The sequence below is a fragment of the Maricaulis sp. D1M11 genome (genome assembly GCF_047308265.1).
Taxonomy (GTDB): Bacteria; Pseudomonadota; Alphaproteobacteria; order Caulobacterales; family Maricaulaceae; genus Maricaulis.
In genome coordinates, this window is record NZ_JBKQWY010000001.1 from 264,613 (window position 1) to 279,880 (window position 15,268).

21 protein-coding genes and 1 tRNA gene are annotated in these 15,268 nt (G+C 59.2%); 17 read left to right on the forward strand and 5 right to left on the reverse strand.

Annotated elements, in window-relative coordinates; genetic code table 11:
* Nucleotides 1-3 precede the first annotated feature (3 nt).
* The 3 genes from RMQ97_RS01340 to RMQ97_RS01350 are packed head-to-tail and all read right to left on the reverse strand — an operon-like array spanning nucleotide 4 to nucleotide 1,756.
* Nucleotides 4-573, reverse strand: a complete 570-nt coding sequence (locus RMQ97_RS01340; RefSeq protein WP_413659025.1) for an isochorismatase family protein — start codon at nucleotides 571-573, stop codon at nucleotides 4-6.
* Nucleotides 570-1,148: a GNAT family N-acetyltransferase gene (locus tag RMQ97_RS01345; RefSeq protein ID WP_413659026.1), complete on the reverse strand. Its 579-nt coding sequence runs from the start codon at nucleotides 1,146-1,148 to the stop codon at nucleotides 570-572. The genes RMQ97_RS01340 and RMQ97_RS01345 overlap by 4 nt, the downstream gene beginning before the upstream one ends.
* Nucleotides 1,145-1,756 carry a hypothetical protein gene (locus RMQ97_RS01350; protein WP_413659027.1) on the reverse strand — a complete coding sequence of 204 codons (612 nt, stop codon included), beginning with the start codon at nucleotides 1,754-1,756 and terminating at the stop codon, nucleotides 1,145-1,147. Before RMQ97_RS01350 ends, RMQ97_RS01345 begins: the two co-directional genes overlap by 4 nt.
* Nucleotides 1,757-1,827: 71 nt before the next feature.
* Here RMQ97_RS01350 and RMQ97_RS01355 point away from each other — a divergent pair, with 71 nt between their 5' ends.
* From RMQ97_RS01355 to RMQ97_RS01365, 3 genes are all read left to right on the forward strand, one after another.
* A complete protein-coding gene (locus RMQ97_RS01355) occupies nucleotides 1,828-2,817 on the forward strand; it encodes a LysR family transcriptional regulator (protein ID WP_413659028.1) in 990 nt (329 codons plus the stop codon).
* 8 nt (nucleotides 2,818-2,825) lie between these two features.
* A complete protein-coding gene (locus tag RMQ97_RS01360) occupies nucleotides 2,826-3,212 on the forward strand; it encodes a helix-turn-helix domain-containing protein (RefSeq protein ID WP_413659029.1) in 387 nt (128 codons plus the stop codon).
* A gap of 205 nt (nucleotides 3,213-3,417) precedes the next feature.
* Nucleotides 3,418-3,576 (forward strand): hypothetical protein, encoded by a 159-nt coding sequence (locus RMQ97_RS01365; protein WP_413659030.1) that lies wholly within the window; start codon nucleotides 3,418-3,420, stop codon nucleotides 3,574-3,576.
* A gap of 123 nt (nucleotides 3,577-3,699) precedes the next feature.
* On the opposite strand, the gene RMQ97_RS01370 is transcribed toward RMQ97_RS01365, so the two are convergent.
* Nucleotides 3,700-3,774, reverse strand: a tRNA-Gly gene (locus tag RMQ97_RS01370).
* A 131-nt stretch (nucleotides 3,775-3,905) separates the two neighbouring features.
* Between RMQ97_RS01370 and RMQ97_RS01375 the strand changes: the two genes are divergently transcribed.
* The 13 genes from RMQ97_RS01375 (at nucleotide 3,906) to RMQ97_RS01435 (ending at nucleotide 12,695) form a co-directional block, all read left to right on the forward strand.
* Nucleotides 3,906-4,415, forward strand: coding sequence for a prolyl-tRNA synthetase associated domain-containing protein (locus RMQ97_RS01375; protein ID WP_413659031.1), 510 nt, complete (start codon nucleotides 3,906-3,908; stop codon nucleotides 4,413-4,415).
* 60 nt (nucleotides 4,416-4,475) lie between these two features.
* Nucleotides 4,476-5,372 (forward strand): tetratricopeptide repeat protein, encoded by an 897-nt coding sequence (locus RMQ97_RS01380; protein WP_413659032.1) that lies wholly within the window; start codon nucleotides 4,476-4,478, stop codon nucleotides 5,370-5,372.
* Nucleotides 5,373-5,382: 10 nt separating this feature from the next.
* Complete coding sequence (locus tag RMQ97_RS01385) at nucleotides 5,383-5,580, forward strand: Trm112 family protein (protein WP_413659033.1); 198 nt, start codon at nucleotides 5,383-5,385, stop codon at nucleotides 5,578-5,580.
* The gene (locus RMQ97_RS01390) at nucleotides 5,577-5,882 is read left to right on the forward strand and encodes a gamma-butyrobetaine hydroxylase-like domain-containing protein (RefSeq protein WP_413659034.1); all 306 of its coding nucleotides are present in this window, start codon (nucleotides 5,577-5,579) and stop codon (nucleotides 5,880-5,882) included. The genes RMQ97_RS01385 and RMQ97_RS01390 overlap by 4 nt, the downstream gene beginning before the upstream one ends.
* 151 nt (nucleotides 5,883-6,033) lie before the next feature.
* Nucleotides 6,034-6,258 carry a hypothetical protein gene (locus RMQ97_RS01395; protein WP_413659035.1) on the forward strand — a complete coding sequence of 75 codons (225 nt, stop codon included), beginning with the start codon at nucleotides 6,034-6,036 and terminating at the stop codon, nucleotides 6,256-6,258.
* Nucleotides 6,259-6,312: 54 nt separating this feature from the next.
* Nucleotides 6,313-6,648, forward strand: a complete 336-nt coding sequence (locus RMQ97_RS01400; protein WP_413659036.1) for a hypothetical protein — start codon at nucleotides 6,313-6,315, stop codon at nucleotides 6,646-6,648.
* Nucleotides 6,649-6,848: 200 nt separating this feature from the next.
* On the forward strand, nucleotides 6,849-8,378 hold the full coding sequence (gene ffh / locus RMQ97_RS01405; protein ID WP_413659037.1) for a signal recognition particle protein: 1,530 nt from the start codon (nucleotides 6,849-6,851) through the stop codon (nucleotides 8,376-8,378).
* Nucleotides 8,379-8,416: 38 nt separating this feature from the next.
* The gene (gene rpsP / locus RMQ97_RS01410; protein ID WP_413659038.1) at nucleotides 8,417-8,860 is read left to right on the forward strand and encodes a 30S ribosomal protein S16; all 444 of its coding nucleotides are present in this window, start codon (nucleotides 8,417-8,419) and stop codon (nucleotides 8,858-8,860) included.
* Nucleotides 8,861-8,951: 91 nt separating this feature from the next.
* Nucleotides 8,952-9,536 carry a ribosome maturation factor RimM gene (gene rimM, locus RMQ97_RS01415; protein ID WP_413659039.1) on the forward strand — a complete coding sequence of 195 codons (585 nt, stop codon included), beginning with the start codon at nucleotides 8,952-8,954 and terminating at the stop codon, nucleotides 9,534-9,536.
* Between the two features lie 56 nt (nucleotides 9,537-9,592).
* Nucleotides 9,593-10,675, forward strand: coding sequence for an acyltransferase family protein (locus tag RMQ97_RS01420; protein ID WP_413659040.1), 1,083 nt, complete (start codon nucleotides 9,593-9,595; stop codon nucleotides 10,673-10,675).
* Nucleotides 10,676-10,725: 50 nt separating this feature from the next.
* Nucleotides 10,726-11,463, forward strand: coding sequence for a tRNA (guanosine(37)-N1)-methyltransferase TrmD (trmD, locus tag RMQ97_RS01425; protein ID WP_413659041.1), 738 nt, complete (start codon nucleotides 10,726-10,728; stop codon nucleotides 11,461-11,463).
* Nucleotides 11,460-11,852 carry a 50S ribosomal protein L19 gene (gene rplS, locus RMQ97_RS01430; protein WP_413659042.1) on the forward strand — a complete coding sequence of 131 codons (393 nt, stop codon included), beginning with the start codon at nucleotides 11,460-11,462 and terminating at the stop codon, nucleotides 11,850-11,852. Before trmD ends, rplS begins: the two co-directional genes overlap by 4 nt.
* A 132-nt stretch (nucleotides 11,853-11,984) precedes the next feature.
* Nucleotides 11,985-12,695: an NAD-dependent deacylase gene (locus RMQ97_RS01435; protein ID WP_413659043.1), complete on the forward strand. Its 711-nt coding sequence runs from the start codon at nucleotides 11,985-11,987 to the stop codon at nucleotides 12,693-12,695.
* Here RMQ97_RS01435 and RMQ97_RS01440 read toward each other — a convergent pair.
* Nucleotides 12,686-13,087, reverse strand: a complete 402-nt coding sequence (locus RMQ97_RS01440) for a metallopeptidase family protein (protein ID WP_413659044.1) — start codon at nucleotides 13,085-13,087, stop codon at nucleotides 12,686-12,688. The genes RMQ97_RS01435 and RMQ97_RS01440 overlap by 10 nt on opposite strands.
* A 105-nt stretch (nucleotides 13,088-13,192) precedes the next feature.
* Between RMQ97_RS01440 and RMQ97_RS01445 the strand changes: the two genes are divergently transcribed.
* Nucleotides 13,193-15,199 (forward strand): DUF3857 domain-containing transglutaminase family protein, encoded by a 2,007-nt coding sequence (locus RMQ97_RS01445; protein WP_413659045.1) that lies wholly within the window; start codon nucleotides 13,193-13,195, stop codon nucleotides 15,197-15,199.
* Nucleotides 15,200-15,268: the final 69 nt, after the last annotated feature.

Consider the following 15,268-nt stretch of genomic DNA (forward strand, 5'->3'; position numbering starts at 1 on the left):
CTGTTATCCGTGTGACTGGAAAAGAGAAGCGGTGTTGCTGCCCAGGCGGGCAGCGTGATCGAGGCCAGCAGCCCAAACGGCATCCCAGTCCTCGGTTCGGGTGAGTCGGTTGATCATCTCCATGGACAGGTCCTGGACCACGGGAGCGGAGCGATCACCGATATCAATGGTGCCGATGGCTTCACGTACCACACTGACCACGTGACCGTGGGCGGCCGCATCGAAGGCCGTCGCGAGAAGCGAAAACGGGGCCCCGAAGCCTGCGAGATAGCACGGGCTGTCCTGGCAGCTATCCATCAGCCTTTTGAAGTTCACATCGGCGTAGGCGGAGTAGGCCGAGCGCACGAAGACGGGCTCCTGCCCTGAGGGGCGAAGGCTGGGAATGGGGCCATTGTCCGGGGCGGGTGAGCCGGGTGTCTGGGCCGGGCGATACTGGCTGTGCACGACATTCCAGCCGGCGCGTCGGCCCAAGGCCAGCAGGCGCCGGAGGCGGTCGATGATGGCCGTATCACCGGGGGTGTCGGGCAGCTGGCTAACCTGGCAATCGAGCAAAATGAGCAGAGGAGGAGTCATGCCGAGTTTGCCGCCTTTTCCAGCCGTGTCAGGGAGTGATCGAACGGGCCGGGTTCATCCCAGGCACCGTCCGGGCGAATGAGCACCATGGGATCGGTATCCATGGTGATGGCATCGACGGGCGGAACGAGAATGTGTTCGATTTCGACATATTCATAGTCGGAGAAGGCAAACAGGGGACGATCCGTGCGGACATGAAAGCCCGCCTTCTTCCAGTACTTGACCCGATCGAGCTGGGCATGCCCCAGCACGCGCCGATAGCCGCGGCGTGCGCAATAGGACAGGGCCTCGCTCATCAGGACTTCCATCACGCCTTTTGCCCGAAAGGCGGGCAGCACAGCCGCGCGCTCCACCTTGGCAAAATCGGCAAACCAGCGCACACGCAGCACGCCGACCGGTTCCTGGCCAAATCGGGCGATGAGATGCGATGTCGCGGCGAGATCATTGCCATCATACTCTTCGTGATAGGGGGCATACTGCTCGCCCAGATAGGTGACGCCGCGCAGGGTGAGCGCCATGACGACCTCATCCAGCGTGCGGGCGACATTGACGGTGATTTCGGGTGTGGAACTCATGATACTAACTCCTTGGACGCGCGGCGGGCGAGCAGAGGGGGTGGTGTATGGCGTACCGAGAGACCCTCAATTGCGTCCTGTGCAGGGCGAAAACCCAGGCGCCGCATAATACTTTGACCTTCCGGGCTGCGCGCCCGGCTATAGATTCGCTTCCCGGCATAGGTGCCGGCCCAGCAATCAAGAAAGGCGCGAATGGCGCCGAGACGATCGGCCGGACGATCACCGGCAAGACCCCAGATCAGGACCGCCGGGCAGGTCTCGCCCGGGCGCGCCATCCAGTCCGCGCGATGATCATCATATCCAAATTGCCCATTGCGCAGGGCCGTCTCACCGGACGCCGTCAACGGAATACCGGCCACTAATGCAACCGGACGCCCTTCATCCCATTTGAGATAGAGCGAGCCGCCGGTGCGGGCCTGCACGCGAGTCATGGTTGAAATGGAGGCGATGTCTCCTGGAATGACGGTATCGGCAAACGCATGCAGTTCTGACATTTGATCAGTCGGCACGAGTGTGAAGCCGCGTTCGCGAAGAAGTGCGTTCTGGCTGACCAAATCAAATTGAAGCGCGGTTGTGCCTTCTATAGTATGGGTTGTTCGGTCGAGCATTTGCGCGCCTCTCGCTTGTGTGCCCGACAGGGTTAACCGGTGTTCATACTGGCCGCCTCTTCGAAGATGGAATGATGGATAGTCTGGAAACAACACTCGACTTGCGCCGCAATGTCTTCGACTGGGACGATCTTCAGATCTTCCATGCGGTCGCGACCACCGGTTCGATGAGCGCAGCGGCCAACGCACTGGGCTGGCAGCAGCCCACCGTGTCCAAGCGCATGCGACAGCTTGAGGCGCGTCTGGGCACCAAGCTTATTGTGCGTCGAGCCGATGGTGTGTCGTTGACGGAGTCCGGTGAGCTGGCCCTGGACTATGTCAAAACCATGCAGCGTTCGGCCCAGCAATTGGAGAGCCGTGTCGCCGGTGCGGACAAGTCTCCCAATGGGACCGTGGTGCTGCGCGCTTCTGATGGTCTTGCTACGTACTGGCTTGCGCGACACATGCCAGCCTTTATGCGGGTAAATCCGGGGATTGATCTGGTGGTGGAAAATACGGCCACAGCATCATCCACGGATCCGGCTCCGGATCTGGCCATTACGTTTACGCCGGAAAAGGATATGGACACCAAGGCGGTTGCGCTGGGCAGCCTGCATTACATGCCGTTTGCGTCGCGTGAATTCATACAGACCTATGGAGAGCCGGCATCGCTGCACGAAGCGCTCAGCCTGAGATTTCTGCAGCTGGGTACCTACAACCGCGATGAGTCCCGTTGGGGAAACCGGGTGCTCGCGGTCGATTCGTATATAAATTATAGCTTTCGCACTCAGGTCAGTTCGGTGTTGTTTGAAACCTTACGTCATGGAGGCGGGATCGCAATGGCCCCAACCTTCTTGGCCGAACTATATCCAGAAGAACTGGTTGTGCTGGATTATGACTTCACTCAAAGCGTACGCTTTTGGCTGAAGTATACGCCCGAAAGCCAGAGAATGAGCAGGACTAAAAAGGTCGGTGAGTGGATTGTTGATTGTTTTGATAGACAAATCAATCCATGGTTCCGCGAAGAATTCGTTCACCCCGAGGAATTCTGCGGCATCGACGTCATCAGGTCCAAGACGTGAGGTAAGATATGAGTGCTCGAGGTCCGACGAGTATTGACCAACATGTAGGCGCACGACTTCGTCTGCGTCGCAGCCTCCTGGAAATGAGTCAGTCCGAGCTCGGAGAAAAGCTCGGCGTCACATTCCAGCAGGTTCAGAAATATGAGCGCGGTGCCAACCGCATCGGCGCCAGCCGCCTGTTCCAGGTCGCCAAGGTTCTTGGTGTGCCGGTGAGCTATTTCTTCGAAGGCCTGGATGAAACCGGCGCTAACGAACTGGGCGGTGACGAATCCGATACGCTGTATGATTTTATCGCGAGCCCGGATGGTCTGGCGCTTGCGTCCGCCTTTAGCGGCATCTCCGATCAGACGGTTCGCCGTCGTGTGATCGATCTGTTGCGCTCCCTGTCCGACTAATATCGACAGGTATGCCATGTCATGAACACCGGTCCTTGCAGGGCCGGTGTTTTTGTTTGCCGATTGACTGCAAACCTTGCCCTGAAATGCCCGAGATTGCGTGTGACTGGAGCATGAACACGCTCGCCTAGGAAACGCCCGCTTCAGGCCCAAGACCTGCCCTGTCCTTTTGCGACACAGTGATTACGCACTTTGGGAGGGCGCCATGACACAGACATCCAACACCAAAACGACGCATCGCACCGGCCGGGAAACATCCGCACAGGGACTGCACCCCCTGTTTCGGATTGGCGGTCTGGGTCCGCGAAATGCGTCTTCCGTCGGACGGCCCATGAGCCAGTCCAGCCATCAGACCCGAAACTAGCGCGGGTCGATAACACTCAATGGACGCCGCGAAGCTGGGTCTGTGCCGGCAGCGAGGATATCGCTTCTGCGGGTGACCAATCGAAATCGCGGCCATCAAACGTCGGGAAAGAAGGATTAAAAATGGAGCGGGCGATGAGATTCGAACTCACGACATTCACCTTGGCAAGGTGACGCTCTACCCCTGAGCTACGCCCGCTCACTGTTTGCAGGGCCGTGGCCCCGCTGGGGAGCGGGGTATATCGCGCAAAGCCGTTCCGATTGCAAGCGGTGATGTGAGACCTTTTGCAGTCGGGTTGATTTCGGCGCGGTTGCGGGTTTGATATCTCCATGCCTGCAAGTCGATCCGATCTTTTTACCTATCTGGACGAGCTGGATATCGCGCATTCCACGCTCGAACATCCGGCCGTGTTCACTGTGGATGAGGGCCGGGAGATCAAGTCTGCCCTGCCGGGCGGGCACACGAAAAATCTCTTCCTCAAAGACAAGAAAGACAATCTGGTCCTGGTCTCGGCGCTCGGTCAGACACCGATCCGGATCAACCGGCTTCATCCGGTTCTGGGGTGTGCCCGCCTGTCGTTTGGCAAGGAGGAGCTGTTGTTCGATGTGCTGGGCGTTCGGCCCGGGTCTGTGACGGCCTTCTCTCTCATCAATGACAGCGAGAAACGTGTGCGTTTCGTGGTGGATGCGGCACTGATGGCCCACGAGATCGTGAATTTCCACCCGCTTGAGAATACCGCCACGACCTCCATCTCGGCCGATGATCTGCGACGGTTTGTTCAGTCAACCGGCCATGGGATGGAAGAAGTCGACTTTGCGGCACTGGCGGCTGCAGAATGAAGACTTGATCGCCTCCGGGTGCAGGTCCACTTAGAGCGTGACAGAACAAGGATGACACTCATGGCAATGACCGGTGATGGCGCTACTGCGGATCTGATCAAGAATTCCTCCGATCAGACCTTTATGGCCGACGTGATCGAACCGTCGCGAGAGGTCCCGGTCCTGGTCGATTTCTGGGCCCCTTGGTGTGGTCCGTGTCGCCAGCTCGGGCCGGCGATCGAGCGCGCGGTCTCTCTGGCCAAAGGTGCGGTTCGCCTGGTGAAGATCAATATCGATGAAAACCCGGGCATTGCCGGCCAGCTTCGGGTGCAATCCATCCCGGCGGTCTTTGCGTTCAAGGATGGTCAGCCTGTCGATGGTTTCATGGGGGCTATTCCGGAAAGCCAGATCCAGGACTTCATCAAACGCCTGACCGGTGACGGACCGAGTGCGGAAGAGCTTGCCGAGATACTCAAGCGAGCCGAGGCGGCCTTTGCTGAGGGAGATCCCGGTGGGGCTTCCCAGGATTATGCGATGGTCGCCCAGATGGATCCGGGGAATCCTGAGGCCCTGGCAGGTTTGGCGCGGATCTGGTTTGATGCCGGTGAAGTGGAGCGTGCCGAGGAAATCCTCAAACAGGTTCCTGCCGAACGGGCAGACCACCCCGCGGTCAAAGGTGTTCGGACGGCGATGGAACTGGCGGCATCTGGCGGAAATGAAGCGACCGCCGAGCTTGTTGTGGCTGTCCGCGATAATCCTGCCAATCTTGAGGCCCGCTTCGAGCTGGCCCAGGCCTATCTGGCAGAGGCCGATTATCAGGCCGCCGCCGATCAATTGCTGGCGATCACTGCGCTGGAAAAGGAATGGAATGACAAGGCGGCACGCGAGCTCCTGCTTAAAGTGTTCGAGGCGGCCGGGCCGAACAGCGAGGTGACCCGAAGCGGTCGTCGCCGACTGTCCTCCCTTCTGTTCGCATAGGAAGAGCATCATGTCTGATACCCAAGAACGCACACTTGATCCCAAACTGCTCGAGGTTTTGGTCTGTCCTGTGACCCGGGCTCCACTGCGGTATGACGCCGAGGCTCGCGAACTGGTCTCCGAGAGTGCCGGTTTGGCCTATCCGGTGCGCGACGGTATTCCGGTTATGCTGGAAGACGAGGCACGTCGCCTGGAGGAGGCGGGATGAGCCGTCCCTGGCCCCAGGCGCTGAATTTCTCCTCTGGCCGGAAGGTCCTCGACATCCAGTTCGATGATGGACGTCGTTTTGCCATTCCCTTTGAAACCTTGCGGGTGGAAAGCCCCAGTGCCGAGGTGCAGGGCCATGGTCCCGGACAGAAAAAAACCGTGACGGGAAAGGCCAACGTGCTGATCACGCAAGCGGACCCCGTGGGACGATATGCCGTGCGGCTGGTCTTTGATGATGGTCATGACAGCGGCATTTTTACCTGGGACTATCTCTACGCGCTCGGCGAGGCCTCCGCCGCCTGATTGGCGAGGTCTGATCTGTGTGGCCTGCGTGTCACGGATCACGCGTGCATACCCCCTCCTCGCGTTATTGCATCCCGCGACATCTGGTTTTCAACCGTCGTTTTCCCATATGAGCGACATCTGAGAGCCTTGATGAGGCGGGAGTTCGACGATGACACGGCTGCGCAAACCTATCGGCATTCAATTGCTCGCCCAGTCCGGCCTGGTCTGGGGGGCAATGGCCATATTCATCGGATTGTTTGCATGGGTCGCCTGGACCAGTCGGCCCGAGCCCATCGAGCTTATGATGCAGGGCGCCATCCCGACGGCGGATGTCCAAAAGCCCCTTTCCCAGAACCTGGCCGCAGAAAACCAGGTCGCGGACACTGACGGGTGATCCGCTGTCCTGTGCCGGGCGTATCGGAGACAGGTTGTTTCGGGAATTTTCATCATGCCTGTCCGCGCACGCTTGCTCATCGCCCTGCTCACTATTGTGCTGACCGGATTGATCGTGTGGGCGATCCAGGCCGGTGAATTTGGTGCAGCCGGCGATTTCCTGACCCAGCGACCCTGGGGCATTGTGACTCTGGTGGACTTGTATTTCGGCTTTGTGATTTCGGCCCTGTTGATTGGCTGGACCGAACGGAAGGTGTGGCTGACGCTGGTCTGGGCGATGCCGATTTTCGTGTTGGGAAATGTCTGGACCGGTGTCTGGCTGGTCTTTCGTGGGCCGCGGCTCTATCGCAAGCTGGTCGATAAAAACGGCCCGGAGCGTGAACCGTCCTGAAGGTCGGCGTGGTTATCCTTGACTCTTTCGTCCTGACGGCGTAAACGCGCCGCTTCATCATTCAAGCTGTCTAGCTTGTCTTACCTGCACAATCTCCCACATGCCGGGAGAGGGAGGCAGGCGAGCCCTCCGCTCGGCGAAGTTTTCGCTCAGCGGGGCTACACTGCTTTGCGTGATGGTCTGAGAAAGAGGCAAGGGTCATGTTTGACACGCTGACAGAACGATTAGGCGGAATTTTCGACGGGCTCACCGGACGTGGTGTGCTCTCGGAAAAAGATGTGGACGCGGCCCTGCGCGAGATCCGCATTGCTCTGCTTGAGGCGGATGTCGCCCTGCCGGTTGTCAAATCGGTGATCAAACAGATCCGTGAGCGCGCCGTGGGTGAGGATGTCATCCGCGCTGTTGCGCCCGGTCAGCAAGTGATCAAGATCGTCCATGATGCCCTTGTCGATCTGCTGGGCGGTGAGGGAGAACCGGTCGGTCTGACCCTCGAGGGCGAGCCGCCGATTGCCATCCTGATGGCCGGTCTGCAGGGCTCAGGTAAAACGACGACCTCGGCCAAGCTGGCCAAACGCATCCAGGACAAGCACAAGAAGAAAGTGCTGCTGGCCTCGCTCGACACCCGTCGCCCGGCCGCGATGCAGCAATTGCAACAGCTGGCGGGGACTGTGGAAGCGGGGTTCCTTCCGATCGTTGAAGGCCAGACCGCTGTCGATATTGCCAAGCGTGCGATGAGTGCGGGCAAGCTTCAGGGCTATGATGTCGTCATTCTCGACACCGCCGGCCGGACCTCGATCGACGAGGAGATGATGGCGGAAGCCAAGGCGATTGCCGAGGTGACACGCCCGCACGAGACTTTGCTGGTGGCTGACAGCCTGACTGGCCAGGACGCGGTGGAAACCGCCAATCGTTTCCATGAGCGTCTGCCTTTGACGGGTCTGGTCCTGACCCGTATGGACGGTGATGGTCGCGGCGGTGCAGCTCTGTCGATGCGCCATGTTACCGGTCTGCCGATCAAATTCCTGGGTGTTTCGGAAAAGCCGGATGGTCTCGATGCGTTTGACGCACGCCGTCTGGCCGGCCGGATCCTCGGTCGGGGTGATATTGTCTCGCTGGTCGAAAAGGCAGCGGAACAGGTCGACCAGGAAAAAGCCGAGCGCATGGCCAAGAAAATGGCCAAGGGCAAGTTCGATCTCGAGGACCTGCGCGAGCAATTCGGTCAACTCAAGAAAATGGGTGGACTGGGCGGTCTGATGGGATTGATGCCGGGCATGAACAAGGCGGCGAAATCACAAATGGCCAATGCCGGCTTTGACGACAAGATGCTCTCACGGCAGGAAGCGATCATCCTGTCGATGACCAAGCAGGAGCGGGCGCGCCCGGAAATCCTTAAGGCCAGTCGCAAAAAGCGTATTGCGGCCGGAGCCGGCGTCCAGGTCGCCGATGTGAACAAGCTTCTCAAAATGCATCGCCAGATGTCTGACGTCATGAAGAAGGCTGGCAAGAAAGGCCGTGGCGGACTGGCAGGCATGATGGGCGGAATGCCCGGCGGCATGCCGCCAGGCGGCATGAATCCGGCCGATCTGGGCGGGGCGACACAGGATTTGCTGGGGGGCAATGCGCCGTCCGGCCTGCCCGGCTTGCCGGGCTCCAAACCCACCCTGCCAGGACTTGGGGGCGGTTCGCCGCTGGGGCCGAAAGGCCTGCCCCCGGGATTTGGCAAGAAATAGACTTTGAACAAGACCTAAGTGACTGAAGGAATACCACAATGGCACTGAAAATTCGTCTCGCCCGCGGTGGCGCCAAAAAGCGCCCTTACTACCGAATTGTTGTGGCGGACAGCCGCATGCCGCGCGACGGCCGTTTCATCGAGAAAGTCGGCACCTATAACCCGATGCTGCCGAAAGACGGTGAGCGTGTGAAGCTGGAGATGGACAAGATCAAGGCCTGGATCGCCAAGGGCGCCCAGCCGACCGATCGTGTCGCTCGCTTCATCAGCCAGGCCGATGCAGAGGCGTGGACGTGGGAGCGCGGCAATAACCCGCAAAAAGCCGAGCCGGGTCAAAAGGCCAAGGAACGTGCTGCCGAGAAGGCCGAGAAAGAAGCCGAGCGCAAGGCGGCTGAAGAAGAAGCTGCGGCGGCCGCCGCTGCTGCTGAAGCCGAGGCGTCCGAAGCTCCGGCGGAAGACGGTGGTGAAGAGGCTTCCGAGTAAGCTCTCACCCTCTATTTCAGTCCGATGGATGCCGGGAGAGAAGGTCTTTCCCGGTGTCCACCGGAATGGCGACCTGACCGGGTGACCTGAGATGAGCGAACAGGATATGGATCTGGTTCTGGTGGCCGCGATCACGGGTGCGCACGGCGTGCAGGGTGATTGCAAGGTGAAAAGCTTCACCCAGGATCCGGAAATGGTGTTCTCTTACGGACCGTTTCTGGACAAATCCGGGCAAACGCTGATGACCGCTCGCTCTTGGCGGGCTGTGAAAGATGCCTGGGTCGTCCGGTTTGACCGCCGTCTCACCCGGGAGCAGGCGGCTGAACTGAGAGGCACACAGCTCTTTGTGTCTCGTGAAGTTTTCCCGCAATTGGCAGAAGACGAATTCTACCACTCAGATCTCATCGGCCTGAAGGTCCAGAACCTGGATGGTGAACCGATGGGTGAAGTGCGGGCCGTGCATGATTTCGGCTCCGGTGATCTACTGGAGATCCATAAAACTCCGGGTCAGAACGGGGCGTGGCTGATTGCGTTTTCGCGTGAAGAAGTTCCCCACGTCTCACTGGCTGATGGCGTGGTGACGCTGGATCCTAAAGAGATGATTGGCGACAAGGCTGAGGAAACACGCGCAGCCCAGGCTCGATCCCAAACAGCCGATCGTCCGGACACCGACTGATCGGCCCACGCCTTGCTCCGTAAAGGGTCAAACGACCCTATAAAGCGGAGCCTGCCATGTATCTTTCAGATTGTATCGGCCGCCGGGAAAACCGGATCGACCAGATTCGCCTGGGCGCAGCATTTGCTGTTCTCGTTGGGCACAGTTGGCATATTTCTCAAGGCCCACAAGCCGTTGTGCCGCTCGAATACAGCACAGGTGTCGGATTTCACGAGCTGGCTGTGCACGTGTTTTTCTTCCTTTCGGGCATGCTGATTGTGGAGAGCGCGCGGCGTTATCAATCTCGCATTTTGCAATTTTCCTGGGCCAGAATGCGAAGGCTGATGCCCGCATTATGCGTCAATGCTGTGGTCGTCCCGCTTGTCCTGGTTGCGACCGGTTTTTGGTCTCCCGCGTCGCCTGAGGCGTTGGCCGAGTACGCCACTCGGCTTGTCATGCTCATGTCGATCCAGTTCACTGATCCCTATGTGTTTGTGGGGCACCCGTTCGAGCACGCGATCAATGGCTCGGTCTGGTCCTTGCGCCATGAGGTCCTGCTCTACGCTGTGATTGGTCTCGGCGGTCTGCTGGGCATGTTCAAACGCCCGCCGGGCTTCTGGCTTGTTGTCTTGCTACTGGCCGGGTGGTCGGTGGCCGGGCATGCGTTGACAGACGAAGCGCAGGGCGGATGGTCCTTTATTCTTGTCGAGGGGCGGTACTTGGCCTTCTCAGGATTGCTGGGTGTTCTCGCACATCGGTATGCCAGCCATGTCCCGGTTCGTCTGGATGTGGCCGTTTGTCTTTTGATCTGGACGGTCGTTGCGAAACTGATGTTGCCCGACAGTCTCTACATGCTGATCCTGATCGTGACGGTCTGTTACGCGACCTTGATGCTGGCCTATGCCGGTGAGGGCCGTAAGGCAGGCCTGCCACACGATATCAGCTATGGTGTCTATATCTATGCATGGCCCATTCAACAGATGATCGTAGGCCTGTGGCTGCGCGAGACCGGACACGCGATCGATCCATGGATGCTGGTTGTGCTCGCGACACCACTGGTCCTGGCCGCCGGGGCGCTCAGCTGGTTCCTGGTCGAACGTCCGGCAATGCGTTTGACCTACCCCTTCAAGCGCGCGACCCGACCGGTGGCCGCCGAATAACAGGAGCGCGCTCTGGTTCTGGCGGGCTGGCTCTGCTAAACCCGCGCGCCATGACCCAGACCCAAGACCCGACTCCCTGGACGGCCAGCGTCCTGACCCTCTTTCCCGGAGCCTTTCCCGGGCCTCTGGGTGTGTCTGTCATCCAGACAGCTGCGAATCGTGGGATCTGGGCGCTAGAAACTGTGGACATCCGGGATTTTTCCCGTCATAAGCACCGCTCCGTTGATGACACCCCTGCCGGGGGCGGTGCCGGTATGGTACTCCGGCCGGATGTCGCAGCGGAAGCGATCGATACGGTGCAGTCCCGCTGGCAGGGCGAGAAACGGCCGTTGATCTATTTGACGCCTCGGGGAAGACCGATCACCCAATCCCGCGTGAGGGAATGGGCGGACGGACCCGGTGTTGTTCTGTTTTGTGGACGTTTCGAAGGCCTGGATCAGCGGGTCATCGAGGGTCGCGAGATGGAAGAGGTCAGTGTCGGTGATGCCGTTCTGGCCGGGGGTGAAGCGCCCGCACAGTTGCTGATTGAAGCCTGTGTCCGCTTGCTTCCCGGTGTTCTGGGCGACCCGATGTCGACTGTTGATGAGAGTTTTGAGGGCGATCTGCTCGAATATCCTCACTACACCCGACCGCGGGAATGGGAGGACCGACAGATCCCGGACATCCTGCTCTCTGGCGATCATGGCCGCATCGCGGACTGGCGTCAGGAACAGGCGGAAGAGATAACGAAGACGCGTCGTCCCGATCTGTGGGGTCGGTACAAGCGACGCAAGGAGAATGCACGATGAACATGATCGAGCAGCTGGAACAAGAAGAAGCCGCCCGCGTCCTGGGCGATAAGGAACTCCCGGCCTTCGATCCGGGTGACACCCTGCGTGTGCACGTGCGCATCAAGGAAGGCGATCGCGAACGCGTTCAGGTCTTCGAAGGTGTTTGCATTGCCCGTTCCGGCACCGGCCTGAACGAAAGCTACACGGTGCGCAAGATTTCCTTCGGTGAAGGTGTCGAGCGTGTATTCCCGGTCTATTCTCCGATGATCGAGCAGATCGAGGTCAAGCGTCGCGGCAAGGTCCGTCGCGCCAAGCTCTACTATCTGCGTGATCGTCGCGGTAAGTCCGCACGTATCGCCGAGCGCACGACCGGTCGCGGTATCGTCAAGCGCGAGCCGAAAAAATAAGCCGACCGGCTTTAAGTTTCGAAGAACCCGTCAGCGCAAGCTGGCGGGTTTTTTCGTATACTGGGCCCCGGGAATCTTGACCGGGCTCATTGCGGTTGCTCCCATATGCAGGCGTTCAGAGGGAGACCGATCATGTCCGGACATCTCGTGATTCTGACAGGAGCCGGGGTTTCTGCCGAGTCGGGATTGGGCACGTTCCGAGATACGGATGGAATCTGGTCGAAATTCGACTGGCGTGAACTGGCCACACCCGAGGCGTTCGCGGCGAAACCCCATGAGGTTCATGCCTTCTATAATGCGCGTCGGAAAAACCTTGTCACGGCTCGGCCCAATGCAGCACATCAGGCCCTCGCCGAGTTGGAGGCGGCCTGGATTGCACGCGGCGGCGAGTTTCTCCTCGTGACCCAGAATGTCGACAATCTCCATGAGACGGCCGGATCCGAGCGTCTGGTTCACATGCATGGTGAGTTGTCTCGGATGCGATGTACCAATTGCCACGCGACGGGCGAGGCTCCGAAAGAGCTCTCATCGCTGGATACGTGTTCCGCGTGCGGATCCACAGGGACTCTGCGCCCTCACATAGTCTGGTTTGGCGAAATGCCTTTGCAGATGGAGCTGATTTATAGCCAGCTGGAATCCTGCAACCTGTTTGTTTCCATTGGGACCTCCGGCACGGTCTATCCAGCGGCTGGCTTCAGCCAGGTGGCCCGCGACGCGGGTGCCCGCTGTATTGAAATCAATCTGGAAGAGACCGACATGTCGCCGGTCTTCCATGAACACCGATTGGGCAAGGCAAGTGAAGCTGTGCCGGCCTTTGTCCGCGAAACCCTCGCTCAGTCCTGATCCTCGATACGGTGCATGTCATCATCGGAAAAGCCGAAATGGTGACCAATCTCGTGCACAAGGACGTGGGTGACCAGTTCGCCGAGGGGGAGATTTCCGGTTTCAACCCATTCAATCAGGATCGGCAGGCGAAACAGATAGACCCGGTCCATATGCGGTGAGGGATCGGTGATGCTCTTGTTCATCAGATCAACGCCCACATACAGGCCGGTCAATTCATAGGGATGCTCCAGGTTGACCGCCTTGAGCATGTCATCATCGGGCAGGTCCTGAATGTGGATTTCAAGCGACTGGCTGATGGACCGAATGGAGTTTGGGAGTGAGTCCAGCGCCGACTTCGCCAATTGCGCGAATGCGTCCGGATCGGGCGGTGTCAGATGTGCAACAGACATGAGGAAAGCAGCGACTCCGGGCTGAAATACTGGGCGGTGCTGCTGAGTCCCGGTTGTATCCGCGTCAGCCCCCGACTACGGCTTAAAATACTGTGGGGGCGAGGCATGACAATGAAAAATCCAATCCGATTTCTGACACTTCTCCTGATTTCACCGCTCTGGGTGGCGGTCGCGAATGCCCAGGTGGATTTCACGCCGGTCGCCGTTCCGACCGAGGCGGTCTGGGATGCTGCTCCGGCTTTTGTGCAAGAGGTGCGTGCCCCGCTCGCTGAAGAGGCTGAGCTGGAGGCTTTTGGCGGCGTGGTCTATCTGCTGACCGACACGCAGCACGATGCGCGCGGGGAAGAGCCTGTCAATTTCCGACGTATCGTGCGTGAAGCGCGCAATATTTCGGGCGTTGAAGAGGTGGCCCAGCAGCAGATTGTCTTCGATCCCAGTTTTCAGCGACTGGTGTTTCATCATGTCTATATTACGCGCGACGGTGAGCGCACGGATCGTCGAGACAGTGTGCGCGTTGATTTTGCCCGGCAGGAGACCGAATTTGATCGCCTGATGCTGAACGGCCAGGTCACCGCGCTGATGCGTCTCGATGATGTCCGCGTGGGTGATGTTGTGGATGTGGCCTATACGATCTATGGCAGCAATCCGGTGTTTGACGGTCAGGATTTCCGTGAGTTTACGCTGAGATGGGCTGTTCCGGTCGAGCGTTTGTTTGTGCGTTCACTCTGGACGGACGGTGATGTGGGATACTGGGACGTCTTCGGTGGAAAGGTGGATGTGATCCATCAGACCGGCGCTGGCTTTGAAGAGTTTCGTTATGACGGGCTTCAGGTTGAGGCGTTGGATCCGGAAAGCGGTGCCCCCTCCTGGCATTACCAATACCCGGCCTTGCGGATTACCGGTTTTGATGATTGGCAGGATGTGACGGACTGGGCCGAACCGATTTTCAACCTTGAACCGAATGCCGCCGTTCGGTCTGAAGTGGAGCGAATTCGGGCGCGCCACGAGACGCCGGAAGATCAGCTGCTGGCGGCCTTGCGCTTCGTTCAGGATGAAGTGCGCTATCTGGCGCTCAGCTTTGGTCAGGGTGGATATGTGCCCGCGAGCCCGGATCAAACCCTGCAGACCCGTTTCGGGGACTGCAAGGCCAAGACCGTCCTGTTCAACCAGATGGCCCGCGAGCTGGGTTTCACAGCCGATCCGGCGCTTGTGAATCTTTATAGTGGGCGAGGTTTGGACAATTACATGCCGTCGCCGGGTGGTTTCGACCATGTCATCACCCGCCTGCGCCATGACGGTGAAACCTATTGGGTGGACCCGACCAATTCGCATCAGGGCGGCACGCTCGCTGCGCTGACACAGGCTGATTATGGTTGGGCCTTGCCTTTGACCGAGCGCGGCGAAGGCCTGGTTTCGATGGCGGCCGAGCGAGATGCCGAGGGGCCATCGCTCATCGTTCGCGAGGAAGTGGATCTGTCAGGCGGTCGTTCTGCGCCGATCCGTCTTTCAGTTGAAACCGTTCGGACACGCGATGAAGCGGATTTTGCCCGTGCCGTGATTGCCGAGGTCGGGCGTAGCGGGCTGCAACGCAATTATCTCGATTTCTACAATGGTGCATTCGGGGACAGTGAGTTTGTGGAACCGCTCCGGTATGAGGATGACCGGGCCAACAACCAGCTCACCGTCTGGGAAGAAGTGGATCTGCACACCCCCTATGAAGATGGAGCCACTCCGTCCGCCTACAGCTTCAACTTCTTTGCCCACGCGCTGACCCGGGTGGTGGAGAATGATGCAGAGCGTCGCCGCGTATCCCCTCTCGCTGTCGGGCATCCTTTCCATATTCGCCATGAGATCACGATCAAGCTCACCAATGGCGGGCGCAACTGGGATCTGGAGAATGAGAGCGAGCGGATCGAAAACTCAGCCTTTGAGTACAGCTACACCGCCCGCCGAAGCGGGGATGAATACCGCATGGTGTACGAGATGAAGAGCCTGGGACATGTGGTTCCGTCCGACGCGGCCTCGGAAGTCCTTCGTGAGCAGGATGATATGATGGACGCCATTTTCTACGGGTTCGATATGACGGAACCGCAGCGGCGGCCCTCGAAATAGGGAACGGACCTCGACGAAACATCGTCTGAGCTCACAGTCGCGAGACCCCGGATCACCTGGTCCGGGGTC